The sequence below is a fragment of the Kluyvera sp. genome (assembly GCF_965301105.1).
Window position 1 is genome coordinate 20294 of the sequence record NZ_CBDKZX010000030.1, and the last position, 24465, is coordinate 44758.

General features: G+C 56.6%; 26 protein-coding genes and 1 pseudogene. 15 read left to right on the forward strand and 12 right to left on the reverse strand.

Annotation, left to right across the window (positions count from 1 at the left end):
• Positions 1 to 49: 49 nt before the first annotated feature.
• Positions 50 to 460, forward strand: a complete 411-nt coding sequence (locus tag ACW14G_RS12265; RefSeq protein WP_249023147.1) for a hypothetical protein — start codon at positions 50 to 52, stop codon at positions 458 to 460.
• 28 nt (positions 461 to 488) lie between these two features.
• The gene (locus ACW14G_RS12270) at positions 489 to 716 is read left to right on the forward strand and encodes a hypothetical protein (protein WP_167575646.1); all 228 of its coding nucleotides are present in this window, start codon (positions 489 to 491) and stop codon (positions 714 to 716) included.
• 76 nt (positions 717 to 792) lie between these two features.
• Here the strand turns inward: ACW14G_RS12270 and ACW14G_RS12275 are convergent, their stop codons facing one another.
• The 6 genes from ACW14G_RS12275 to hpxD form a co-directional block, all read right to left on the reverse strand.
• Positions 793 to 1185 (reverse strand): hypothetical protein, encoded by a 393-nt coding sequence (locus ACW14G_RS12275; protein ID WP_167574670.1) that lies wholly within the window; start codon positions 1183 to 1185, stop codon positions 793 to 795.
• 176 nt (positions 1186 to 1361) lie between these two features.
• Entirely contained in the window at positions 1362 to 2363 is a 1002-nt protein-coding gene (locus tag ACW14G_RS12280; RefSeq protein ID WP_249023148.1) for a porin, read from the reverse strand.
• Positions 2364 to 2579: 216 nt separating this feature from the next.
• Entirely contained in the window at positions 2580 to 3839 is a 1260-nt protein-coding gene (locus ACW14G_RS12285; RefSeq protein ID WP_419058301.1) for a YadA C-terminal domain-containing protein, read from the reverse strand.
• Positions 3840 to 4110: 271 nt separating this feature from the next.
• Positions 4111 to 4317: a hypothetical protein gene (locus ACW14G_RS12290; RefSeq protein ID WP_249023150.1), complete on the reverse strand. Its 207-nt coding sequence runs from the start codon at positions 4315 to 4317 to the stop codon at positions 4111 to 4113.
• 801 nt (positions 4318 to 5118) lie between these two features.
• On the reverse strand, positions 5119 to 6090 hold the full coding sequence (locus ACW14G_RS12295; RefSeq protein ID WP_249023151.1) for a PDR/VanB family oxidoreductase: 972 nt from the start codon (positions 6088 to 6090) through the stop codon (positions 5119 to 5121).
• Between the two features lie 13 nt (positions 6091 to 6103).
• Positions 6104 to 7141, reverse strand: a complete 1038-nt coding sequence (hpxD, locus tag ACW14G_RS12300; RefSeq protein ID WP_167575650.1) for a molybdenum cofactor-independent xanthine hydroxylase subunit HpxD — start codon at positions 7139 to 7141, stop codon at positions 6104 to 6106.
• A 123-nt stretch (positions 7142 to 7264) separates the two neighbouring features.
• Here hpxD and hpxR point away from each other — a divergent pair, with 123 nt between their 5' ends.
• A complete protein-coding gene (gene hpxR, locus ACW14G_RS12305) occupies positions 7265 to 8173 on the forward strand; it encodes a LysR family hpxDE operon transcriptional regulator HpxR (RefSeq protein WP_249023152.1) in 909 nt (302 codons plus the stop codon).
• Between the two features lie 17 nt (positions 8174 to 8190).
• Here the strand turns inward: hpxR and hpxO are convergent, their stop codons facing one another.
• Entirely contained in the window at positions 8191 to 9345 is a 1155-nt protein-coding gene (gene hpxO, locus ACW14G_RS12310; protein ID WP_249023153.1) for an FAD-dependent urate hydroxylase HpxO, read from the reverse strand.
• Positions 9346 to 9690: 345 nt separating this feature from the next.
• Between hpxO and ACW14G_RS12315 the strand changes: the two genes are divergently transcribed.
• The 3 genes from ACW14G_RS12315 to uraH are packed head-to-tail and all read left to right on the forward strand — an operon-like array spanning position 9691 to position 11874.
• The gene (locus tag ACW14G_RS12315; RefSeq protein WP_419058023.1) at positions 9691 to 11073 is read left to right on the forward strand and encodes a nucleobase:cation symporter-2 family protein; all 1383 of its coding nucleotides are present in this window, start codon (positions 9691 to 9693) and stop codon (positions 11071 to 11073) included.
• On the forward strand, positions 11051 to 11551 hold the full coding sequence (gene uraD, locus ACW14G_RS12320) for a 2-oxo-4-hydroxy-4-carboxy-5-ureidoimidazoline decarboxylase (RefSeq protein ID WP_249023155.1): 501 nt from the start codon (positions 11051 to 11053) through the stop codon (positions 11549 to 11551). The genes ACW14G_RS12315 and uraD overlap by 23 nt, the downstream gene beginning before the upstream one ends.
• Positions 11548 to 11874, forward strand: coding sequence for a hydroxyisourate hydrolase (gene uraH / locus ACW14G_RS12325; protein WP_249023156.1), 327 nt, complete (start codon positions 11548 to 11550; stop codon positions 11872 to 11874). The genes uraD and uraH overlap by 4 nt, the downstream gene beginning before the upstream one ends.
• A 45-nt stretch (positions 11875 to 11919) precedes the next feature.
• Here the strand turns inward: uraH and guaD are convergent, their stop codons facing one another.
• Both guaD and ACW14G_RS12335 read right to left on the reverse strand, forming a co-directional pair.
• On the reverse strand, positions 11920 to 13239 hold the full coding sequence (gene guaD, locus ACW14G_RS12330; RefSeq protein WP_249023309.1) for a guanine deaminase: 1320 nt from the start codon (positions 13237 to 13239) through the stop codon (positions 11920 to 11922).
• Positions 13240 to 13343: 104 nt separating this feature from the next.
• On the reverse strand, positions 13344 to 14831 hold the full coding sequence (locus tag ACW14G_RS12335) for an NCS1 family nucleobase:cation symporter-1 (protein ID WP_167575656.1): 1488 nt from the start codon (positions 14829 to 14831) through the stop codon (positions 13344 to 13346).
• A gap of 144 nt (positions 14832 to 14975) precedes the next feature.
• Here ACW14G_RS12335 and ACW14G_RS12340 point away from each other — a divergent pair, with 144 nt between their 5' ends.
• From ACW14G_RS12340 to puuE, 3 genes and pseudogenes are all read left to right on the forward strand, one after another.
• The gene (locus ACW14G_RS12340) at positions 14976 to 15692 is read left to right on the forward strand and encodes a GntR family transcriptional regulator (protein ID WP_167575657.1); all 717 of its coding nucleotides are present in this window, start codon (positions 14976 to 14978) and stop codon (positions 15690 to 15692) included.
• Positions 15692 to 16564 (forward strand): annotated as a pseudogene (gene hpxA, locus ACW14G_RS12345) (allantoin racemase). The gene ACW14G_RS12340 and the pseudogene hpxA overlap by 1 nt, the downstream one beginning before the upstream one ends.
• Positions 16449 to 17381 (forward strand): allantoinase PuuE, encoded by a 933-nt coding sequence (gene puuE / locus ACW14G_RS12350; RefSeq protein ID WP_223802757.1) that lies wholly within the window; start codon positions 16449 to 16451, stop codon positions 17379 to 17381. The pseudogene hpxA and the gene puuE overlap by 116 nt, the downstream one beginning before the upstream one ends.
• Before the next feature lie 40 nt (positions 17382 to 17421).
• On the opposite strand, the gene hpxZ is transcribed toward puuE, so the two are convergent.
• Genes hpxZ through hpxX form a run of 3 tightly spaced genes read right to left on the reverse strand, consistent with a single transcriptional unit; the run spans position 17422 to position 19387 of the window.
• A complete protein-coding gene (gene hpxZ, locus ACW14G_RS12355; RefSeq protein ID WP_065356721.1) occupies positions 17422 to 17808 on the reverse strand; it encodes an oxalurate catabolism protein HpxZ in 387 nt (128 codons plus the stop codon).
• Positions 17805 to 19202, reverse strand: coding sequence for an AtzE family amidohydrolase (locus ACW14G_RS12360; protein WP_249023157.1), 1398 nt, complete (start codon positions 19200 to 19202; stop codon positions 17805 to 17807). The genes hpxZ and ACW14G_RS12360 overlap by 4 nt, the downstream gene beginning before the upstream one ends.
• Entirely contained in the window at positions 19199 to 19387 is a 189-nt protein-coding gene (hpxX, locus tag ACW14G_RS12365; RefSeq protein ID WP_223802755.1) for an oxalurate catabolism protein HpxX, read from the reverse strand. Before hpxX ends, ACW14G_RS12360 begins: the two co-directional genes overlap by 4 nt.
• Positions 19388 to 19585: 198 nt before the next feature.
• On the opposite strand from hpxX, the gene hpxU reads away from it, so the two are divergent.
• The 6 genes from hpxU to ACW14G_RS12395 all read left to right on the forward strand — a co-directional run.
• The gene (gene hpxU / locus ACW14G_RS12370) at positions 19586 to 20425 is read left to right on the forward strand and encodes a MurR/RpiR family transcriptional regulator HpxU (RefSeq protein WP_167575661.1); all 840 of its coding nucleotides are present in this window, start codon (positions 19586 to 19588) and stop codon (positions 20423 to 20425) included.
• A 213-nt stretch (positions 20426 to 20638) separates the two neighbouring features.
• Positions 20639 to 21424, forward strand: a complete 786-nt coding sequence (locus ACW14G_RS12375; RefSeq protein ID WP_249023158.1) for a transporter substrate-binding domain-containing protein — start codon at positions 20639 to 20641, stop codon at positions 21422 to 21424.
• A 9-nt stretch (positions 21425 to 21433) separates the two neighbouring features.
• A complete protein-coding gene (locus ACW14G_RS12380; protein ID WP_249023159.1) occupies positions 21434 to 22099 on the forward strand; it encodes an amino acid ABC transporter permease in 666 nt (221 codons plus the stop codon).
• Entirely contained in the window at positions 22099 to 22755 is a 657-nt protein-coding gene (locus ACW14G_RS12385) for an amino acid ABC transporter permease (protein ID WP_249023310.1), read from the forward strand. Before ACW14G_RS12380 ends, ACW14G_RS12385 begins: the two co-directional genes overlap by 1 nt.
• Positions 22736 to 23473, forward strand: a complete 738-nt coding sequence (locus ACW14G_RS12390) for an amino acid ABC transporter ATP-binding protein (protein ID WP_167575664.1) — start codon at positions 22736 to 22738, stop codon at positions 23471 to 23473. The genes ACW14G_RS12385 and ACW14G_RS12390 overlap by 20 nt, the downstream gene beginning before the upstream one ends.
• 15 nt (positions 23474 to 23488) lie before the next feature.
• A partial coding sequence (locus ACW14G_RS12395) for a pyridoxal-phosphate-dependent aminotransferase family protein (protein ID WP_455648606.1) occupies positions 23489 to 24465 on the forward strand: 977 nt, incomplete at its 3' end.

Consider the following 24465-nt stretch of genomic DNA (forward strand, 5'->3'; position numbering starts at 1 on the left):
GGGTAAACGTTAATTGTTTATTTAATGTCATGGTTTTATAGGTGGAAGGATGGGGGTTATTAAAAAAGCCATGCTGGGAATATTCATTTTGATGAGTGCGCTCAGCTTGTTTCGGGAATTTCAAGACTTTGGTTTTAAGACCGGGTTGCTATTATCTGCGCTGTTCCTGTTGAGTACGACTTTCTTGTGGCAATGGGCTTCCGGCCGCCTGCCACAGCTTGGCAAGCTGCACGCGGTGATGGTGATGATGGCTCTGACGCTGGTGTTTTTAGGGACCATTGACTACGCCATGGCAGACAGTTTCAACGTGGATCTGCTGGAAGTCATTCGCACGACCATGGTGCATAGTCCATGGTTCTATGTGGCAACGTTTACAGGCGCAGGAATCAAAGTTTTCTTCTGGCATTGGCTATTTTCCGGTGTACGGCAAAAGAATGCAGAACACACCGCCGCAGGATAAGTGAATAATAACGATCGTGAAACATAGAATGAAATATCGCAATTACAATACGCGAACGGAAGCACTCCGGCAGTTGAAAGAGTTGGGCGAATGTATTCTGTTGTTCCCCTACAATGAGGGGGCCTTTCAACAGGAATCTACCAGTATAAAAGCCGCCTCGATTCGCCAGGGAATGAAGGTTGAACTCAAGTCCGCTTTGCTGGTCGTTGAGGGCGAGTTGCCGCAGAGAGTATTGCGCGTAAAGAAGGTGGCGTAACCCATCGTGCGGGCGATGCCGTAAACAGCTATCGCCTTATTCAGCGTAATAAAAAGGCTCCGCAGGAGCCTTTTTATTATTTAACGATCTGGGCGTTACGCACCACGCCTTTATCTTCGATAATACGCAGTTCGTGGCCGGCTTTTTTCCAGTCACCGTTAGACTGCTGGCGCCAGCCTTTCTCAACCAAAAACTCCTCCGCCGCAATGCCTTTCATCCCGAGGATAGTTTCAGCTTCGCCAACAATCTGCCCGTATTGCTGGCTGGCCGTCAGCTTAGGCTTCGCGGCAGCCTTTGGCGCCTGTTTGGCGTTCTGCGCTTTGGTTTTGTTAATGTCGCAGGAGACGCCGGCGTTCATTTCAGTACAGCCAGAACGTTCAAGTTGCTCGCGGTATTTGGCGTTAATGGCCTGTGCTGGCATCGCAGCCAACGCCGTCAGAGCAAGAACGGAAACCATGATTTTTTTCATTGCGATATAGCCTGTTTTATAAAAGATATTACGCGTCACTGCCCGCAATCAAAAAATCCCCCCTCACCCGGGGGGACAGTATAAGACATACTCAAAGTTAATGATCTAGACAGGTCAGTCTGATTGTCGGCGATAGCATGTCCACACTTCCCGCCGACGGTAGCGATCGTATGGCCTTAGAACTGGTAGGTCAGGCCAGCCACAACGGTGTTGTCGCCGTTATCAGCCAGATTGATCTGATAGCCGATATCCGCCACCATATTTTTGTTGAAGTAGTAATCTGAACCCAGTGCGACATACTCGGTGATATCACGATTGTTATTGTCGCGTGCGTGCACGTAGCCCACGTTCGGGCGCAGGCCAAAGTCGAACACATACGCGGCCATCGCTTCAAAGTGTTTCGCTTCGTGAGCGCCTTTCAGCAGATTGTGAGATTCGCCGCCCATGGTTGCAACGTATACGCGGTTCGCGTCATATTTCGCACCAACGCCCCAGAACTCAGCGTTGTTCCCGGTCCAGCCCGCCGTTTTCTGGTGGCCCGTGACCGCGCTGGTCGCGTAGGTGGCGATAGTCGAAATACCGGAATCAGCGATGTTGTCATAACCCAGAGAGAAACCGTAACCTGTACCATGCTGTTTAGCGGGGTCGCTATCGGTCGCGTCTGCGCCCTGGTATTGTGCGCCGAAGCTGACGCCGTCCGCTAAGCCGAAGGCGTTGCTGGTACGTAATGTAGCAACGCCACTAGTGCGACCAGTAAGGAATGAATCAGTGCCTTCATAGGAGTCGCCGCCGAATTCGGAAAGGTTGTCAGTATAAACCCCGACATCGTAAGCGATACCGTAGTTACGGCCATAGTCAAAGCTAACGTTGTGACCATAGTCCAGGCCAGCATACGCCAGGCGTGTGGATTCGCCATTCTGAGAACCTTCTGCTTTCGCAGCGTCAAGCTGACCTTCGAACTGGCCGTAGCCCGTTAATTCCTCGTTGATTTGGGTTTCACCTTTGAAGCCCAGACGCGCATAGGTACCATCCGCATTTTTGCCGTCCGTCCAGCTATGCGCGGCTTTAACCTTGCCGTACAGATCCAGCTTATTGCCGTCTTTATTATAGATTTCCGCTGCCTGCGCGGAAGTTACCCCTAAAGCCAATACGGCCAATGCCACTGCTGTTTTTTTCATTTCAAACTCACTTTCTAGTTGTGGTTGCTATCGTCATTACAGCTTTGTTAAGTAGATTTTCCTTCTACTTAAAAAAGCCCCCGTACCCGGGGGAAACATCTCTCTAACTACGAAAAAAGTGGCAAATACAACAATAACGATGAAGGCTGGGCTTTCGCCCTTATTGCGTGGTTCAGCGCAATAATGTTCCCCTGTGAGGGCAGGAGGAATGTACTCTTAATAAGAAAACAGCACGCCCGCGCCTGCGCCGACGTTGTCCGCGGTATCCCAGGACAGACCGGTTTTTACGGAAACGTTGGCTGACACGCGAGCGCTGATCCCGGCAGATACGGCGTTCTGGCCGTTAAAGGTCCCGACGCCCATGCCGAAGCCGACGGTGTGGCCCTGCGGCGCTTGCGGGATAGCGGTGAGGGCGAAAGCGCCAGCCAGACCTGCGCGGAACTCTTTACGGTCTTTGTTCTGCTGCTGCTCCAGCTTGTTGAAATTGGTGCGGTTGTTGGCTTCCAGGTCCGAAATGCGCTGCTCGTGGTTAGCCAGCGTTTTCTCGTCGTCGGCAAGACGCTGGTTGGTGTTTACCAGCGCTTGATGGTTAGCTTCCGCGTTGGCAAAGGCGACATCAGCGCGATTCTGAGCGGCTGCGCCGGTGGTCTGGGCCTGGTGCACGCTGGATGACAGGGTGGAGAAGTGCTGCTGTTCGGCCTTCACTTCGGTATCGATAGCGGATTTGTTGGCGGTGATGTTAGCTTCATCGGCGGCAATCGCCTTTTTGTTAGTATTAACATCGGTCTGACTTGCCTTACTGTTAACGGTAGTTGTTAACGCGGTAACGGCATCATCCTGGCGTTTCTGGTCATCGGTAAAGGTTTTCGTATCAACCTTATTACCGATGGCCTGGGTATTAGTATCAATGGCAGCTTTGTTGTCACTAATCAGGTTGTCATGCGTGCCAATGATTTGGGACTGAGCCTGGTCAATCTGCTGCTGTGCTGCCTTCTGGTTGGTCAACTCGGTATGTAGGGCATCATCACCTGCGGTACGATCTTTGATTTCCTGGGCTAAACCGTCGGCGCTAGTTTTGATGCTCTTGTTCACCACATCTATCTGGCCCTGCAATGCTGTATCGGCGGCAACGCGATTTTTGTATTCATCAACGACAGCGTCTTTCACTGTATCTATGCTGCGTTCAAGTCCTGTAATGGATGCCGCGGCGTTGCCTGCTTCACGCATCGCATCATCTGCTTTGGTAAAAGCGGCATCAGCACGTTGTTTAGCGTCGTCAGCTTTGGTAAAAGCATCATCTGCTTTCTGGCTGTTACCTGTAATCGCGTTCTCCACGGACTGGAACTGCTGGGTCACCGTTGTTGTGGTATTAGGGAGTATTACGCTATCGGAAGTGACAATTACTGCGTTAGCATGAGTGGATGTCAGTGCGGCCAACACCGCGACGGCGATAATACTTTTACTTACGGACTGCATAATGAGTTACCTGTCATTAACTGAATTTTTCGCCTGTTCTGGCGGTTTTATTTAGCGAGTGGCAGGGGCGTACAGCAGCCCTGAAGTGTAATAACCTCAGCCACGATGTTTTGTGATTTATTATTTTTCTGACAAAACATTATTTCACCGAAAACAGGCTGATATTGACCTGTTATCTGTGAGAGTGAATAAAAACGGGTTATTGTTTTTATTCACTGTTAAATATTTAGCGCTCGATCAATGGCGTCTCTGTTTGATGCTATCTCTTTGTTTATTCATGTGTTTCAATTCCACTGGCCTGATGTAGCATCAGCGCCTCGGTGATAATTTGTTGTTTACTTTTACGGGTTTGAAAAGCCACCTCACGAACGTATTCGCAAAGGTCATCAGCGATGCGTGCGCTGAGCATAGTCAAACTGGCATTTTGTACTTCGCCGCGACGTCTGCGTTTCGCGGGATATGTCCTGGTGTTGTTCATGAGATTCCTCATGTAATCCGATTCATTATTTTTCTTCGTAAAATATGCAGGGGGAAAAAAGACATGTCAATATTCGGAAAACGCCGCTTATTTTGTATTAAAAACGTTAAGGTAATTGGTGATTATTATTTGTATATTCGAATGAAAGCCGAAGATGTGGGTTGCGGAGAGAACATTTTTTTTGAAACGATGGACCATAAAGGGTGAGAGAGAATCGCCTGGAGGGCATTGGCTAACAGAAGGCGGGAACGTAATAAATTGACATAAATATCAAGCCTGGCAGCCTATTACGATTTTGTGCGGAGTAGTGATGTACTTCACATTTTATCAGGGGGATAGTCAGGGAATTTGAGTGATTATGCGGAGGGTGGCTGAAAGTATTCTTTCATAATCCGTTTACTAGTACAAAAGTATCCGCATTTCTCGCAACAGTTTCGTAAAGAAAGGTAAGATTGTGTGTCGTGAAAAGGGTCATAAAAATATGCGTAGTTTGATTGGGATCAATTAAGCATGAAGGTATACATTGCTTTAAATGAGAACAGGAACATGATTATCGTTTGTAAATCAATCATTAGCATGAGAAGTAGTGCGAATGTCGTTAAATTTATCGTATTTCCTGTTTTTATTTTGTATTGAAATTGTGGTTTTTGATTGCGTGATTGATTATTCATTTTAGATACCGTTTTTTAGCGAAGCAGAATCATATATCCACGTTATTGGGCCCTATAATTCGCGGCAGAAACTAAGCGATATTGTTGGAGAACAGGCATCATGACGTTTTACGCTTCATTATCTGCCTGACTACAAATCAATGCACAAGTTGGCCGACCGACTACGCGAGCAGCACAGGGCAATTTGCTGGCTACTGGCAGATTTCTCCGCCGCCGACTGCACAGAATCACGGTGGTCGACAATGCCCTCCACAACCGGCGTCAGGCAAGCGCCGCAGATCCCCATTTCGCAGGAAAGCGGAACCGCTACGCCGTTCTCCTGGAGCACCTGAGCGATGGTTTTATTCGCGGGCACCGGCCAGCGTTCGCCCGACGAGGCCAGCGTCACGTTAAAGGTTTCACCATCCTCCTCCGCGCTGATGGAGGGGGCCAGCGGTTGAAACGCTTCACTGTGAATTTGCGCTGGCGACCAGCCTTTTTCCACGGCGACCCTCCGCGCGGCGGCCATGAAACCTTCCGGCCCACAGAGATAGATTGGCTGACGGGGCTCGACCCCCTCCAGCGCTTGCGCCAGATGCTGGCGGGCGCTGTTCCCTTCCTGGGAGCAGTGAATCGCGAATTGTTCTGCGCCGAATTGCTGCCGCAGTTCGCGAACAAACGCGCCCTGGGCGCGATTTTTCAGATAATAGTGCAGCCTAAACGGCACCCCCTCCGCATTCAGACGTAACGCCATCGCATACAGCGGCGTGATGCCTATTCCGGCGGCCAGCAGCGTGACTGGCTCCAGCGCCTGAAGTGGAAACAGGTTGCGCGGAGGCGAAATCAGTAGCGTCTGTCCTGGGCGTAGCTGCTGGTGGATATAACGCGAGCCGCCGCGTGACGTATTTTCCTGCGCTACGCAAATCAGATAGCCGTCGTCGGCGCTTCCTGCGCCGGTGAGCGAATACTGGCGGATAATCCCGCAGGGCAGGTGCACGTCGATATGCGCACCGGGCTGCCAGGCGGGCAGCGGCTGGCCGTTTTCAGCGACTAGTCGGATCGCCAGATTCTGTTCTCCCTGACACCAGAGACCCTCAACGACCACCTTTAAGACATCATTCATTCTGGTTCTCCATTTAGACGAGGAAAAAGTCACCGAAGCCCATTTTCTTCAACCCACGGCGGTAGGCGATGGAGCTACGGTCGGCGGGAATATGCGCTTCGAGGGTTAAATCCAGCGGCAGTTTCTCAGGCCGCTGGCTCTCAACCATCAGCCGGTCCTCCTCAAACACGCGCAGGTTAAAGGCGTGCACGTCTTCCACCGGCACATGCAGGTCGAAGTTACGGGCGATGGGAGCAAACATGCGGGTGACGCGCGCGGAAACCGGCGAGGCGGCATTCATAATCACTAGCCTGGCATCACCGGGAAAATGAATCGTCAGGGTGGCGGTAAACGGCAGATGCATCTCGAAATGACGCAGCCAGCGGAAGCCTTCCGGGGCGCGAAAATCGGCGCTGGCGGGATAGTTGCCCACCGAGCTCCAGTAATCGGCGATGAAACCGAACGTCGTCTCCTGAGGGCTGTAGTCGGGCACCAGCTGATTTTCCGGGTCGGCGAAGGTGTTGGTATGGATCCAGGCGAAATGCGCGACATCGAGAAAGCCTTCCACCTGGCGGCCCGCAAAGCCGTTGACCTCAAAGGCCGGGCAGTTGATCTGCTGAAATCCCTCGTCATGCCAGTGCGGCATGACCGGCAACGGCTGTGGATTTTCCGGGTCGAAGGCCAGACAGGTCCAGATCAGCCCATAGCGTTCTTCCACCGCAAAATGGGTGAGATTGAGTTTTGCCGGTACCGGTTGGTCGGGGCTGGAAGGGATGCGGTTGCAGCGGCCATCTTCACCGAAGCGAAGGCCGTGGTACGGGCAGACGATCCCTTCTTCATCATGAAAGCCCAGCGTCAACGGCACGCCGCGATGGGGGCAGGCATCGCGTGCCACCACGACCTGGCCCTTTATACGATAGATAACCAACGGCTCATCAAGCAGGGTAGCTTTCACCGGGGCCGGGCCAATGTCGCAGGCGCGGGCGACCGGGTGCCAGCATTGCGCCAGGCGCAGCCAATCCTCAGGTTCAAAGCTGCAATGGGCGGGTGGGGCGATAGACGGTTGGTGCATGGCGTTCTCCGGCTCACAAAAATAACTGTTTAATTGTTGTGAGATTATTGTTGCCATATTAGGGTGTTGACATCCATCACCATTAATTCACTTAACCGTTGCAAAAAAGAGAACAGGTAAAGGATGAGTCCATTTTCACGATTTGCACTCTATTTTGTTGAAGTGGCGCGCTGCGGCAGCCTGCGGCGCGCGGCAGAAAAACTGCATATTTCCGCCTCCGCCATTAACCGACAAATCCTGCAGGCCGAAGAGACGTTCGGTACGCCGTTGTTTGAGCGCCTGCCGGAAGGGCTGCGCATGACCACTGCTGGCGAGCTGCTGTACGATAATCTGCTGCGTTGGCAAAAGGAGTTTCATCTCACGCGACAAAAGTTTGATGAGCTACAGGGGTTAAAGCGTGGCAGCGTCAGCGTGGGGATGGTGCAGGCGCTGGCCGAGGGGAGTTTTGCCGCCGCGCTGGCGGATATCATTACCGACTGGCCGTGGCTGGAGTTAAATTTGCAGGTCTCCGATAGCCACACCGTCAGCCAGAAGGTGCGCCAGGCAGATCTCGACTTTGGCCTGATTCTCGACCCGGAAGGTCAGGCCGGGCTAAGCGTACTGGCGTTTGCCGAGCTGGCGATGGGCGTCGTGATGCGCCCGGATCATCCGCTGGCGTGCGCCGAAAACGTATCTTTGGGCCAGCTCAGCGAAGAGCGACATATTGTGCCCGGCGCGCCGTTGATTGTGCATGAACGGGTGGCGATGCTCTATCGGCAGCACGATTTGTTTCCGGCCAACAGCATTGGCTGCAACGATATCCGGCTGATTAAATCGCTGGTACTGAAAGGCAGCGGCGTGACGATCCTCAGCCGGCTTGACGTGCTGGATGAGGTCAAACAAGGTCTGCTGGCGTTTGTTCCGCTGCGCAATAAGCAGCTGAGGCCGCTTACGCTGGCCTTATGTACCGCCCCTTCACGCCAGCTTTCGCGTCCGGCGCAAAGGGTGATTCAGAAGCTCACTGCGGTGATGGAGGCGATGCAGACAAGCTGAAGGAGCCGCTGGCCCGGTTAGCCTAACGGGCCGCCCTGAATGGTTTCGCACAGGCCGTTAATAATGCGCTCACCGGTTTCGCTTTTTAACTCCTCATACCAGGCCTGCGTTTGCAGCATATTTTTGCCGTGAGTGACGTCGCAGCGCTTACGCGCCTTCAACACCAGATCGCGCACCCGGTCGCAGCGCTGCGCTTCGTACTGACGCAGCGTGCTGACGATGTCGCGGCTGTGGCGGAACAGATCGCCGAGAACGACGGCGTCTTCCAGCGCCGCGCAGCCGCCCTGGCCGATATCCGGCGTGGTGCTGTGTCCGGCATCACCGAGCAGCGCCACTTTGCCGCGCACCAGCCGGTCAAACGGTTCGATATCATGAATTTCAATACGGTTGGTGGTCTGCGGATCCAGCGCGGCAATCAGCTTCTGCACCGGCGGTGCCCAACCGCTGAAGTAGCGGCGCAGATCGGCGCGCAGGGTACTGCGATCTTCGGCAAGCCCAGGCGGCAGCGGGACATCGAAGAAAAAGTAGAAGCGGCCAGCGGAAACCGGCATCAGCGAGACGCGTTTTCCCTCGCCAACAAAGGTGGTCCATTGATTGCCCGGCGCAATCTCCTCATCAATGTCGACCAGACCGTTCCAGTTCACATAGCCCGCGTAACGGCGTTCGGGGGTATAGCCCAGCACCCAGGGGCGCAGCGCCGAATGGCTCCCGTCAGCGGCAATCAGAAAGTCGCCTTCAGCCTGCGTGCCGTCGGTAAACCAGACGCGGACGCCGTCGTCATCTTCTTCGCAGCGGACAACGCGTTTGCCGAACTGCACGGCGTCGCGGCCCCAGAAGTCGAGCATTTCACGCTGCAATTCGGCGCGGGAAACCGGGCAGGGGCGGCCACCGGTGCGTGCCACCAGCGGCGCAAGGCTGAACTGGGTGAGGGTTTCACCGCGCAGATACTCCTTATAAGCCAGAAAATGCATCGGGCCGCCGTAGTTTTCAATAATCTCGCCCATCCCCAGATGCTGCATGCACTTCACGCCGTTCGGCCAGATGGAAATGGCCGCGCCGACCGGCTTAATTTCTTTTACCGCTTCAAAAACGTCACATTCGATTCCCGCATTTTTCAGCGCGACCGCCGCGCTCAGCCCGCCAATTCCACCGCCAATGATCAATGCTTTCATTTACATCTCCTTTACCTGTGTCGTGAAGGCATTCAGCAATTTGCGTACCACAATGGCGAAGACGCGGATTTGGCGGGTTTGCGGGGGAAGTGGGCAATGTCTTGCACATAATGGGTGCATATTGGCGTTTTTGTTGCCTTTTTGTGAATCAATAATTTCCATATTGGCTTAATGGAATCGAAAGTTTCACTACCTTGCCCTCGCTGGCTTCGGGAGATCATGGGGATGTATTTTTTATATCTCATTGTAAATAATGAAAAAGATTAAATGTTGCGAAAGTGTAATTGGTTTTGGCCTGTTTTATGCAGTAGCCACTGCACGCTTACTCGCAATGGATGAACGATCATGTCAGATGAAAAGAACGGGGGTTTACTGTACGGCCTTGAGCAGCGCATTCCGCCGCTTCCGGCCTTTTTCAGCGCGTTGCAGCACGTGCTTGCCGGTCTGGTGGGCATTATCACGCCGCCGTTGATTATCGGCGCGACCTTAGGATTGGGGGAATGGCTACCCTATTTGATCAGTATGTCTTTGCTGGCTTCGGGGATCGGCACCTTTTTGCAATCTAACCGGGTGTGGGGGATTGGCGCCGGAATGATCTGTATGCAAGGCACCAGCTTTGCGTTTCTCGGGGTCGCCATTGCCGGCGGTATGTGGGTAAAAGGGCAGGGCGGCACGCCGCAGGACATTATGGCCATGCTGTTTGGCGTCAACTTTGTTGCCGCGCTGGTGCCTTGCATTGTCAGTCGTTTTATCGAACCGCTGAAGCGTATTTTTACGCCGGTGATTACCGGCAGCGTGATTGCGCTGATTGGCATCAGCCTGATTAAAGTCAGCATTATTAACTGGTGCGGCGGCGAGCAGGCAAAAGCGTTTGGCAGCATGAGCAATATTACGCTGGGGGCGGTAACGCTGGCGACGATTGTGCTGCTGAGCTGCCTGAAAAACCGCTGGCTGCGCCTCTCTTCCGTGGTCATCGGCATTGCCGTTGGCTGCCTGGCCGCGGCGCTGAGCGGGATGTTCCAGCTGAAAGGCGTGGGCGAGGTCTGGTTCCGTCTGCCGCAGCTGTTCCCGTTCGGTTTCCAGTTCAACGGCGCGATTTTCTTACCGATTGCGCTGGTTTCGCTGGTCTGTATTCTGGAGGCTGTTGGTGACCTGACGGCAAACTGCCTGATCTCACAGCAGTCCATTGATGATGGCGCCTTCCGTTCGCGGCTGAAGGGCGGCATTCTGGCCGATGGGATTAGCTGCATGGTGGCGGCGATGCTGTGCGCGTTCCCCAATACCACGTTTGCGCAAAACAACGGCGTGATTCAGATGACCGGCGTCGCCAGCCGCTACGTTGGGCGTTACATTGGGGTTATCTTAATTCTGCTCGGCCTGTTCCCGCCGTTTGGCGAAATCCTGCGTCAGATTCCGGCACCGGTATTAGGTGGCGCGACGATGGTTATGTTCGGTTGCGTCGTGGCGGCGGGAATTCGCATTATTACCCAGAAGCCGCTGACCCGCCGCGATATGCTGATTGTTGGGCTGGCATTTGGTTTTGGTCTGGGGATTGAAGCGGTACCGGCGTTTCTGGCCCACTTCCCGCCGATGGTGGAGAACTTGTTTGGTTCTGCCGCTACCAGCGGCGGTCTGGTGGCGATTGTCCTCAATCTGATTATTCCTGAAGAGAAAGCCCCGCAGGAGAGCACCACAAGGAGCCGCGATGATCGCGCTGAATCACTTTAATCAATTAAGCGGCACGGAGGCCGCTTCACTGTTGGCGCCTTGCGTGGCCATTCCTGGCTGGGCCGCCACGCTGGCCGCCGGGCGACCCTGGCGCTCACGTGAGCAGCTATTCAATACCGCGCAGCAGTTGATGGAGAACTGGGGCGAAGCCGAACTGACGCAGGCCCTAAGAGCCCATCCGCGAATCGGCGAGAAACCCACGGGCGAACAGGCGCACGCGGCGCTGTCACGCCAGGAACAGGGGAATGTGGACGATCGCGATGCACAGCTCGCACAGGCGCTGAAAGCGGGCAACGCCCGCTACGAAGCGCGCTTCGGTCGGGTGTTTTTAATTCGCGCCAAAGGGCGCAGCGGGGAAGACATTTTAGCGGCGCTGACGCGGCGTTTGCAGAACAGCGAGCGCGATGAGGTGCAGGAAGCCTTAGCGCAGCTGCGTGAAATTACGTTATTAAGACTGGAAGGAGCGATTGGCGAATGAGTACCTTAAGCACGCATATTCTGGATGTCTCGACCGGCCAACCGGCGCAGGGCGTCAGGGTGACGCTGGCGCGGGATGGCGCCGCGATTGCCCATGGCGTGACCGATGAGCATGGACGTATTGGCGCACTCAACGACGGGCCGCTGACGGCGGGAAACTATCGGCTGACGGCGGAAATCGGCGACTGGTTCGCCGCCCGCGGGCGCGAGACGTTGTACCTGAGTGCGCAAATCGATTTTGTTATCCGCGAGGCGGCGGACGATCACTACCATCTGCCGTTTTTAATTGCCCCAGGCGGCTGGTCCACCTATCGCGGTAGCTGATGCTGAGCCTGTTTTCCCGGCGTCGCGGATGACGCCGGGAGCGGATTATTCTTCTTCTGCATTCCCCCACACGCGTTTGCCGTTGACCCATGTTTCACTGATATTGCGTTCATCCCCCAACGTCATCAGCACAAACAGCTGTTCATAGATATCTTTGCACCGTTCGCTGCGCAGCCGCTGTAGCGGCGTCACCGCCGGATCGATGACCACGAAATCGGCCTCTTTACCGGGATGAAAATTACCAATGTGATCATCCAGACGCAGGGCGCGCGCGCCGCCAAGCGTGGCATGGTAAAACGCTTCGCTGGCGCGCAGACGATAGCTTTGGAGCTGGCTGACTTTGTAGGCCTCACCCAGCGTTCGCAGCATGCTGAAGGTGGTACCTGCCCCCACATCGCTGCCGATACCCATGCGCACCTGGTGATGCCAGCAGGTTGGCAGGCGGAACAGGCCGCTGCCCAGAAATAGATTTGACGTCGGGCAAAATGCCACCGCCGAACCGGTATCGTGCAGACACTGCCACTCCGCGTCCGCGAGGTGAATGGCGTGGGCAAACACGCTGCGTGGGCCGGTTAACTGGTAGTGATGGTAGACGTCGAGGTAGTGCTCATGCTCCGGCCACAGGTTTTTGACCCAGGCGATTTCGTTGAGGTTTTCGCTGAGATGGGTGTGCAGCCAGGTGTCGGGAAACTCTTCGCGCAGTTGCCGCACCGCCGCCAGCAGCGCGGGCGTGGAGGTCGGCGCGAAGCGCGGCGTAATGGCATAGCCCAGGCGGCCACGCTGGTGCCAGCGTTGTATCAGCTCGCGGGTCTGCCGATAGCTCTGTTCCGCGCTTTCGCTGAGATACTCCGGCGAGTGGCGATCCATCATCACCTTTCCGGCCAGCAGACGCATATTCAGACGCAGCGCTTCGCTAAACAGCGCATCCACCGACTCCGGATGCAGGGTACAAAATACCAGCGCGGTAGTGGTGCCGTGGCTGAGCAGTTGGCTCACAAAAAAGCGGGCGATCTCTGCGGCATAGTCGGCATCGGCAAACTGACGTTCAACGGGAAAGGTATAGGTGGTCAGCCACTCAAGCAGCTGTTCGCCGAAAGCCCCGATCATTTCCGTTTGCGGATAGTGGACGTGGGCATCGACAAAGCCCGGCAGCAGCAGCTTACCGCGCAGGTCGCGATAGCCCGTTAGCGGATGCAGATATTGCTCGGCTTCCTGCCAGGGGAGCAGCGCGTGAATGCGGCCATCGCGCAGAAACAGCACACCATCGTCCAGATAGCGGGCGTGGCTGGCGATATCGTCCGCGCTGTCGGCGACAGCGGCGATATCAAAAAAGGCGCCGCGCAGGGCGACGGAGTAGTCAATCATCATAGCTGCCTTGTGGGTGCGCGAAGGGAGAGAGGAAATCAGCAAAATTAATGCCAGTTTGCGGGAAAGTACGCCGCGACAGGACGCCGCGGCGTACGCATCCATTACTCTTTCTGGGCGAGGGCGTTAAAGCCGGCCGGTGCGGCGACACGCTCGTCGCGGGCAATCCAGCGATAGGCCGCGCCGCTCAGGAAGACGCCGATAAACCAGCTAAAGTTTGCCACTTCGTGCAGCGCAGGAATAAAGCTGATGACCAGGCCGATGGCGACGGAAGGCACCAGCGCCGCAATCGCCTTCGGGTTAAAGCCGTTGCGGTACCAGTATTTGCCCTTCGGCGTATCGTCGAACAGATCGTTAACCGATACCTGGCCGCGTTTGATGAGGTAGAAGTCGACGATCAGAATGCCAAACAGTGGCCCGATAAACGCTCCCAGCACGTCGAGGGTGTAGTGAATCAGCTCCGGCGAGTTAAACAGATTCCACGGCGTCAGCAGGATGGAACCCACGGCGGCGATCATCCCGCCGGTACGGAAGCTGATTTTCTGCGGCGAGCAGTTCGAGAAATCAAACGCCGGCGAGACAAAGTTGGCCACGATGTTGATGCCGATGGTGGCCGTAATCATGGTCAGCAGGCCAATGGCCACCGCCAGGTCATTGCCGACGCGGCTGACGGTTTCAATCGGGTCGGTAATCATGCGGCCAAACAGCGACTGGGTGCCGGAGACAATCACTACCGTGACAATAGAAAACAGCAGGAAGTTAAACGGTAGACCCCAGCGGTTGCCGCGGCGAATCTCGCCCATGCTTTTACCGTAGCGCGAGAAATCACCAAAGTTGAGCAGCGGGCCGGAGAAGTAGGAGACCACCAGCGCAGTCGCGGTAATCATCTGCCAGGTTTGCTCCCCCGCGCTTAGCGATTTACTGGCCAGCGTAAAGGAGATACCGTCAAAACCGGTTTTGTATACAATCCAGCCGGCCAGCCCCAGCATCACCACGTAGACCGCCGGCCCCGCGATATCGATAAAGCGTTTGATGGCGTTCATCCCGTGCCAGAAGACCATCGCCTGCAGCAGCCACATGGTCGCGAAACAGAGCCAGCCCAGATGCGACAGGCCAAGGAAGCTGGCTTCGGTCAGCGCCGACAGCGACGGCCAGAACTTCAGCATCACCAGCATCAGCGCGTTGGCCGCCAGATAGGTCTGAATGCCATACCACGCGAAGGCGATAAGCCCGCGGATCACCGCCGGAATATTCGCGCCGAAAACACCGAACGCCTGGCGACAAATCACCGCATAAGGCACGCCCGCCATCTGGCTGGGTTTGGCGACCAGGTTGGCGCACAGCTGAACGATACAAATCCCCACTAACAGGCACAGCAGCACCTGCCAGCTCGCCAGCCCCAGCGTAAAGAAGCTCGCCGCGACCACGTAGCCCCCCATGCTGTGCACGTCCGACATCCAGAATGAAAAGATGTTGTACCAGCTCCAGTTCTGATCGCGCGTCGGCGCCAGATCCTCATTACAAAGCCGTGGGCTGTATCCAGCGTGGGGATCAGCGGCCTTAACCTGATGCGTATTTTGTGTATTTGGCATGAAACCTGCTCCTGTTAATCAAAACCCATTGAGATGAACTGCTGAGGCTGTTGCAGGAATTGGGCCAAAATGTTTAATCTTGTATGCAAGAAATGAAATTTATGTATACGATTCGATGTCGAAAAGTAAAAACCGGAGTGGTTAATGAACAACCCTTATCTCGCCCAGGCCGCGCCAGCTCTGCATGACAAAGACGAATCCATCTATCAGGCGCTGATGACCGCGATTGTCGAGCATCAACTGCCACCGGGGAGCAAACTGCCGGAAGAAGCGCTGGCTGAGGTGTTTGGCGTGAGTCGCACCGGGATCAGAAAAGTGCTGCAACGACTCGCCACTGTGCAAATGGTCACATTAGCGCCCAAACGTGGTGCGCAGGTGGCCAGCCCGACGGTTGAAGAGTCTCAGGAGATCTTCCGGACTCGCGCGCTGCTGGAGGTGGCTAATTTGCCGGATGTGCTGGCCCGCTGCCAGCCGCCGCATCTGGCCGCGCTGGAGGCCATTACTCGTCAGGAACAGCAGGCCCACGAGCGCTACGACGGCCCGGCGGCGATTCGCCACTCAGCCGAGTTCCACATTCATCTGCAGGCCATTTCCGGTAATCAGGTGCTGACCGGGATGGTGACCCATCTGAGCCAGCGCTCTTCATTAGTGATTGCCGCATGGGGATCGCCCTGGCGGCAGGGCTGTCGCTGTGACGACCATGAAAGGTTGATTGAACTGCTGCGGGATAAAGCCTTACAGCCCTTGAGTGATGCTCTGATGCACCATTTTGAACATATCGTCGCCAGCCTCTGCTTTGAGCGTTCTGGCGTCACCTTGCCTGATTTTGCCCGGTTATTTGCCGGTTATAAGGAGTCATGATGCCCGCCGTTCGTATACAAGTGATCAACCCCAACACCAGCCTCGCGATGACCGAGACCATCGGGGCCGCCGCCCGGGCGGTTGCCGCGCCGGGAACCGAGATTCTGGCGGTCTGCCCCAGCGCGGGCGTGCCGTCCATTGAGGGGCATTTTGATGAGGCGATTGCTGCCGTTGGCGTGCTGGAACAAATCAAAGCCGGTCGTCAGCAGGGGGTGGATGGCCACGTGATTGCCTGCTTCGGCGATCCGGGGCTTCTGGCGGCGCGCGAGCTGGCGCAGGGGCCGGTGGTGGGGATAGCCGAAGCGGCAATGCATATGGCGACGCTGGTGGCGACTCGCTTTTCCATCGTTACCACGCTGCCGCGCACCTTAATTATCGCCCGCCACCTGCTGCATCAATACGGTTTTCACGATCGCTGCGCCGCGTTGCACGCCATCGATCTCCCGGTGCTGGCGCTGGAGGACGGCAGCGGTCTGGCGCAGGAGAAAGTTCGCGCGCGCTGTATTCAGGCATTAAAGGAAGACGGCTGCGGCGCCATTGTGCTCGGCTGCGGCGGCATGGCGGATCTGGCGCAGGAGCTGACTCGCGAACTGCGGGTGCCGGTCATCGACGGGGTGAGCGCGGCGGTCAAAATGGTCGAATCGCTGGTGGCGCTGGGACTTTCGACCAGCAAGCACGGTGATTTAGCCTTCCCGGAAGCCAAGGCGCTGAGCGGGCAATTTCAGGCGTTAAATCCATTCTAATAAGAGGTAGCAGATGGCATTTCTGGCAGACGATTACCCGCGCGACCTGCGCGGCTACGCAGGACAACCGCCGCACGCGCGCTGGCCAAACAACGCGCGCATCGCCGTACAGTTTGTTCTCAACTATGAGGAAGGGTCGGAAAATCACGTGCTGCACGGCGATGCCGGTTCCGAACAGTTTCTCTCGGATATTATCGGCGCGGCCAGCTACCCGGACCGCCATATGTCGATGGATTCATTGTATGAATACGGTAGCCGGGCCGGGTTCTGGCGTATTCATAACGCGTTCAGCAAGCGCGGTTTACCGCTGACGGTGTTTGGCGTCGCCATGGCGCTGGCTCGTCAGCCTGATGTGGTTGAGGCAATAAAAGCAGCGAATTATGACGTGGTCAGCCACGGCTGGCGCTGGATCCACTATCAGAATATGTCCATCGAGCAGGAGCGGGAGCACCTGCATAAAGCGGTGCAGGTCTTAACCGATCTCTTCGGCAAGCCGCCTACCGGCTGGTATACCGGACGCGACAGCCCCAATACGCGCCAGCTGGTGGTGGAACACGGCGGCTTTGAGTATGACAGCGATTACTATGGCGACGATTTGCCGTTCTGGCACGAAGTGGAATGCAGCGACGGCACGCGCAAGCCGCATCTGATTGTGCCGTACACCCTGGATGCTAACGATATGCGCTTCGCCACCGCCCAGGGGTTCAATACTGCCGAGCAGTTTTATACCTACCTGAAAGATAGCTTCGATGTGCTGTATGAAGAGGGGGAAAGCGCGCCGAAAATGATGTCCATCGGTATGCATTGCCGTCTGTTGGGGCGTCCGGGACGTTTTCGCGCGTTGCAGCGTTTTCTCGATTATATCCAGCAGCACGACGGCGTGTGGGTGTGTACGCGTCAGCAGATTGCTGACCACTGGCGCAAAACGCACCCGTTTAATCCATAAAGTCTCGCCCCTCTCCTTGCCGGGAAGAGGGGCCAATCGGTTAGCTCATCAGGCTGACCTGCGCGGCGACAATACGCCAGCCGTCGGCAAAACGAATCCAGGTTTGCTGCTGACGGCCAATGCGATCGCTGCCTTCACGCGTGAATTCGGTGCTGCATACCGCGTAATCATTGCCAAACGTGGTGATGAGGGTATTGCGCAGCGTGCGCTGTAACCCCGCAGCGGGGCGAGCGGCGCGGAAAGCGCGGATTTCATCAATACCGTACAGGTTCTCGCCCGCCCCTAAACGGACCGTACGCGGGTCGTGCCAGAATAACGCATCCAGCACCGCCACATCGTTGCTCACCAGCGCCGCTTCGTAACGGTAAAACGCCGCGCTGACTTCGGCGTGGACCTGTGGTTGATTAATCTGTTCTGACATCATCATGCGGCTAGCTCCACGGCGCGGGACTCGGTGAGGCCCATCTCTTCCAGTACCCGCGCGACGCGCAGGCAGGCCTGTTCATTAAATGGCGCGGCAATCAGCTGCACCCCAATCGGCAGGCCGCCAGCGGTCCGCAGGGGCACGGTGACCACCGGTAGCCCGAGGAAGGAAATCGGCTGTGTCAGCATCCCCATACTGGCGCGAACAGGTAGCGCCTGGCCGTTGATTTCCATGGTTTGGTCACCAATCAGGGTTGCGCTGCATGGTGTGGCCGGGGCGATCAGCACGTCGGCATGGGCGAATAACGTCTTAAACATTTGCTGTGCGTGACGGCGGAAACGCTGCGCCTGAATATACCAGGCGGAGGGGATCATCGCCCCGGCCAGCAGACGCTCGCGGGAGTGTGGCTCAAAGCGCTCCGGCTGACGACGTAGCTCCGGAAGATACTGATTTCCGCCTTCGGATGCGCTAACAATAAACGCGGCAGAACGGGCCAGCTCGGCCTGGGCAAACAGCAGTTCGTCCTGCACATCGAGCGCGCGTGCGACCTGTTCGACGGCGGCACGCGCATCGTTATCGCACCAGGTGGCAAAATAGCCGCCCAGGATGGCGCAGCGTAAACCATCCAGCCCGCGCGACAGCAGGTTCATTGTGCGATCGCTGGCTTTGTCAGCCTGAAAACCGTCGGCAGGATCGCGCCCCTGTAGCGCATCGTAGACCGCCGAGAGATCGCCAACGCTACGGGCAAAGGGGCCAATATGATCGAGGCTGGCGACGAACGGGTGGCTGCCCGAACGCGATAAACGGCCAAAGGTCGGTTTTAAACCAAAGATTCCGCACAGCGAGGCTGGAACGCGTATGGAACCGTTGGTATCGCTGCCCAGGGAGAATGAGACCAGACCCGCCGCGACCGCTGCCGCCGAGCCGCCGGACGATCCTCCGGCGATCCGCGAGAGATCGTGCGGGTTGTGCGTGGAGCCGTAATGGCTATTTTCGGTAGTGAAACCGTAGGCGTAGGCATCCATGTTCAGCATCCCCGAGAGCAACGCTCCGGCGCTGTGTAGCTGGCGTACTGCCCAGCTATCGGCGGTGGCGGCAGGGCGATCGCTGAGCAATTCGGCCCCGGCAAGCGTTGTGTGTCCAGCGACATCGAACAGATTTTTTACCGCATAGGGAACCCCGGCCAACGCAGGGAGGGGTTTCGATTCTCGTCGTAAGGTGTCGATGTTGTCCGCTTCGGCGAGCATCCGTTTTTCACTGACATGGGTCCAGGCGTTAAGCTGTGGATTGCGCAGCGCAATCTTCTCCAGGGTGCTGCGGGCGATCTCCCTGGCGCTCAGTTCACCGCTCGCCAGCGCGCGTTGAATATCATGGATGGTCATCTCTGGCAGCTTCATGCTTTATACACTCCGGCAATTTCGATACGGTCATCGAGGGGAAAATCCAGCAGCGGCGAGGCCATGGCGGCAATGCGGCTAAATTGCACTCTAAGCTCCGCGCGCCGCGTGTCGTCCAGCTCCAGCGCCAGCAGCTGTTCCATTTGACTGAGATAAGCGTCCCAATCGGGTTGTGGTGTATTCATTATCGACTCCTCGAACATCGGTGGCGGCGCAATGCGCCTTCAAATAGCCCTTTTGTCCGCTGAGCGTTGCAAAAGCTGTTCCATGTCTGAACGTAAAGTTTCATGCCTGGACGATAGCGCGCACTTTTTGCCGAACTGGCATGCATTATGAAAGCAGTTAACGGTATAGTGCGATGAAACGAAAGTTACAGAGGTCTTATGCAACAGCTTGATGAACGACTGAAAGCGCAGTACGCGTCTTTATCGCCGCAGGAACAACGGGTGGCGGATTTTATTTTCGATCATTTTGATGACCTGATTAGCTATAACAGCGCCGAGCTGGCGCAGCTCAGCGGGGCTTCGAAGGCTACCGTTAGCCGTCTGTTCAAACGCCTGGGCTATGAGAAATACAAAGATATGCGCGATGAGCTGCGCACCCTGCGCCAGAGCGGGATGCCGCTGACCGATCACCGCGATGCGGTGCAGGGCAATACGCTGCTGGCGCGCCACTACAAACAAGAGATGGCCAACCTGACGCAGTGGGTTAACGCGCTGGATCCGCAGCAGTTCGCCGAGACGCTGCAGGCGATGGTGGCTGCCCGGCGGGTGGTGATTATCGGCATGCGTAACGCCTATCCGGCGGCGCTGCACCTGCGCCAGCAGCTCCTGCAGGCGCGAGGTCAAGTGCTGGTGCTGCCGCAGCCGGGGCAAAGTTTAAGCGAAGAGCTGGTCGATTTAAGCGCTGAAGATCTGGTGGTGGTGATGGCGTTCCGCCGTCGCCCGCGTATTATTCGCCCGCTGTTGCAGCAGCTACAGCAGCGCGGTATTCCGGTACTCTTGATGTGCGAACCCCAGGCGCACGGGCTGTTTCCGCTGGCGCGCTGGCAGCTTTGTGCGCCGCTGGACAGCGTCTCGGCGTACGATAGCTACGCCTCGGTCAATAGTCTGATCAACCTGCTCGCCAACGCCTTCCTGCACGAAATTCTCGATAAAGGGCGTCCGCGTATTCACGACATTGCTTCTCTTTATCAGGATCTGGACGAACTGGAGCAACGCTAATGGGGCGCCAGCGTGGTGCTTTGCATTTTTCTGGTGCAATTTCACAATAGGGAAACGCGCTGCCGTTTCCTTTCTACTGCTCACTTCTCTCGATATTCCGGTGATTAACGGCCACTTCGTGGCTGTCCTGCTGGCGAAACACATCTGGCACATTAGTTGCAAAAGTCATTCGTAAGAATCTTTTGTTTCATGCTAACGTAACGGGTAAACATCATGAAGAAACTGTTGATCGCACTGGCCGGGGCCGCTTGTCTGTTCACCAACCTGTCGGTGGCACACGCTGACCAACTGCAGGATATCGAAAAACGCGGCGTTATTCGTATTGCGGTGCCGCAGGATTTCCCGCCGTTTGGCTCCGTGGGCACCGACCTCCAGCCGCATGGCTATGACATCGATACGGCGCGCTATCTCGCCAAAGCGATGAAGCTCAAGCTACAGCTGGTGCCGGTCACCAGCGCCAACCGTGTACCGTATCTGCAGACCGATAAGGTCGATCTGGTGATTTCCAGCCTCGGGAAAAACGCCGAGCGCGAGAAGGTGATTGATTTTAGCCGTGCCTACGCGCCGTTCTTCCTTGGCGTGTTTGGTCCGAAAGGCGCTGAGCTGAAAGACCCGGCGGCGCTGAGCGGGAAAAGCGTTGGCGTGACCCGCGGCGCGGTGGAAGACATGGTGCTGAGCAGCGTGGCGCCGAAAGAGGCGCAGATTAAGCGTTATGAAGATAACAACACCACGCTGTCAGCGTATCTTTCCGGTCAGGTGCAGTATGTGGCGACCGGTAACCTGGTGGTCGCGGCTATCTCCCGGCAGAACGCCGATAAAGCGCCGGTACCCAGCTTCATGCTGAAGGATTCTCCATGCTTTATCGGGCTGAAAAAGAACGAACCGGCGTTGAAGGCGAAAGTGGATGCGTTAATTGAAGCGGCGATGAAGGACGGCACTCTGAACGGGCTGTCTGAGAAGTGGCTGAAAGCGCCGCTGCCTGCCAACCTTGGCGCATAAGGCCGGGGCATGACGGAGCAACTTGATTTCTCTGCGCTCTGGCCGCTGTGGCCGGAGCTGCTGGCGGGGCTGTGGGTGACCGTACAGCTGACGGTGCTGGCGACGACAGGCGGCCTGGCGATAGGCATCTTCGGCGCGGCCATCCGCAGCGGGTGTCCCACGTGGTACAGCCGGATATGGGGCGGGTATGTCGAACTGATTCGCAACACGCCGTTTGTGGTGCAGCTGTTTTTTATCGTCTTTGGCTTGCCGAATCTGGGGCTAAAGATGACGGCAGGCGAAGCCGCGCTGCTGGCGATGGTCGTCAACCTCGGCGCTTACAGCACCGAGATCGTCCGTGCCGGCATTCAGGTAACGCCAAAAGGGCAGTGGGAGGCCGGGCGCGTGCTGGGGCTCAGTCGGCTCCAGACCTTTATGCGGGTGATTTTACCGCCCGCGTTACAGCGCATTTATCCGGCGTTGGTCAGCCAATGCATCATCGTGATGCTGGGTTCATCGGTGGTATCGCAGGTCTCTTATGAGGAGCTGACGTTTGCCGCCAACCTGATTCAGTCACGTACCTTCTTGAGTTTTGAGGTCTATCTGGTGACGACGGGGATTTATTTGATGCTGTCGATAACGATGCGTCAGCTGCTGATGGCGGCAGGGCGGAAATGGCTGGGGGTGCAGGCATGATGAGCACCTTTACCGATTGGGACATCGTTCGCAACCTGCTGCTGGCCGCACGCTGGACGGTGCTGTTGTCGCTGGTGGCGTTTATCGGCGGCGCGCTGGTGACGCTGCCGCTCTTGTTGCTGCGTCTGACCGGTGGACGTCAGGTGAAACGGCTGATCCGCGGCTATATCGAACTTTTTCAAGGCACGCCGCTGCTGATGCAGCTGTTCCTCGCCTTTTTCGGCGTGGCGCTGTTCGGCATCGACGTCTCGGCGTGGACCGCAGCCTCGCTGGCGCTGACGTTCTACACCAGCGCGTTTCTGCTGGATATCGGCTTCGGCAGCATACGCGCTCTGCCAAAAGGCCAGTGGGAAGCGTCGCGCTGCCTGGGGTTGAGCTTTAGCCAGACGCTGTGTCGGGTGATCGCGCCGCAGGCGCTGCGCATCGCCATTGCCCCGACGGTGGGTTTCGCCGTGCAGGTGATTAAGGGCACGGCGCTGGCGTCGATTATCGGTTTTGTTGAGCTGACTAAAGCGGGCACTATGCTGACCAACGTGACCTATCAGCCGTTTAAGGTCTTTGCGCTGGTGGCGCTGGGCTACTTCATTTTGTGTTACCCGCTGTCGCGCTACAGCCGTTATCTGGAGAACAAATTCAATGCCTCTCATCACCATTAACCAGATGCAGAAGTATTACGGCGATAACCACGTGCTCAAAGGCGTCGATCTGGATATCGACATGGGCGAAGTTATCTCCATTATCGGGCGCAGCGGTTCGGGCAAAAGCACGCTGCTGCGCTGTATCAACGGCCTTGAAGGCTATCAGGACGGCAGTATTAAACTCGGCGGGATGACCATCACCGACCGCGACTCGCAGGCGCGGGAAATCAGCCGCTCCATCGGCATGGTGTTCCAGAACTTTAACCTGTTCCCGCATATGACGGCGCTGGAAAACGTGATGCTGGCGCCGCGTCGGGTGTTGAAGAAAAGCGCCGCCGAATGCCGTGAACTGGCCCAGCGGATGCTGGAAAAGGTCGGCCTTGGCGACCGGCTTGATTATTATCCGGCCAATTTGTCCGGCGGCCAGCAGCAGCGAGTGGCCATTGCCCGCGCGCTGGCGATGTCGCCGAAAGTTTTACTCTGTGACGAGATTACTTCAGCGCTGGACCCGGAGCTGGTGGGCGAAGTGCTCAAGGTGCTGGAGCAACTGGCGGCAGAGGGTATGACGCTGATTCTCGTGACCCATGAAATGAATTTTGCCCGCGAAGTGGGCGACCGCGTGGTGTTTATGCATCAGGGACGCGTCTGGGAACAGGGCGACAGCAAGACGCTGTTCGCCAACCCGCAGACGACCGAATTGAAGCAGTTTATCTCCTCCGTGCGCGGCCTTAATTAACTCAAGGACTTTCCGATGGATATCACTCAGTTTGCACAAATTAACCCGCCGTCTCGTCTGCTGATGGGGCCTGGGCCAATCAACGCCGACCCGCGCGTGCTGCGCGCCATGGCGAGCCAGCTTATTGGTCAATATGACCCGGCGATGACGCACTATATGAATGAAGTGATGGCGCTGTATCGCGGCGTCTTTCGGACCGAAAACCGCTGGACGATGCTGGTAGATGGTACGTCGCGTGCCGGGATTGAGGCGATTTTACTTTCCGCGATTCGCCCTGGCGACAAAGTGCTGGTGCCGGTGTTTGGCCGCTTTGGTCATCTGCTGTGCGAAATTGCCCGCCGCTGCCGCGCAGAAGTACACACCATTGACGTTCCATGGGGCGAAGTCTTTACCCCGGACCAGGTTGAAGACGCCATCAAGCGCGTGCGCCCGCGGCTACTGCTGACGGTGCAGGGGGATACCTCCACCACCATGCTGCAACCGCTGGCGGAGTTGGGTGAAATTTGCCGTCGTTACGATGTGCTGTTTTATACCGATGCCACCGCTTCGCTGGGCGGTAACCCGCTGGAAACCGATGCCTGGCAGTTGGATGCGGTGTCGGCAGGGATGCAAAAATGCCTCGGCGGCCCGTCAGGCACCTCGCCGATTACCCTCAGTGCGCGGATGGAAGAGGTGATTCGCCGCCGCAAATGCGTGGAAGCAGGTATTCGCACCGAGGCCCACCGCGACGGCGTCGATGAGATGGTCTACTCCAACTATTTCGACCTCGGCATGGTGATGGATTACTGGGGACCGGAGCGCCTGAACCACCATACCGAAGCCACCTCGGCGCTGTTTGCCGCGCGGGAATGTGCGCGGCTGATCCTTGAGGAAGGTCTCGAGAACGGCATCGCCCGCCATAAACTGCACGGCGATGCATTGCTCAAAGGGATTCAGGCGATGGGGCTTGAGACCTTCGGCGACCTGAAACACAAGATGAACAACGTGCTGGG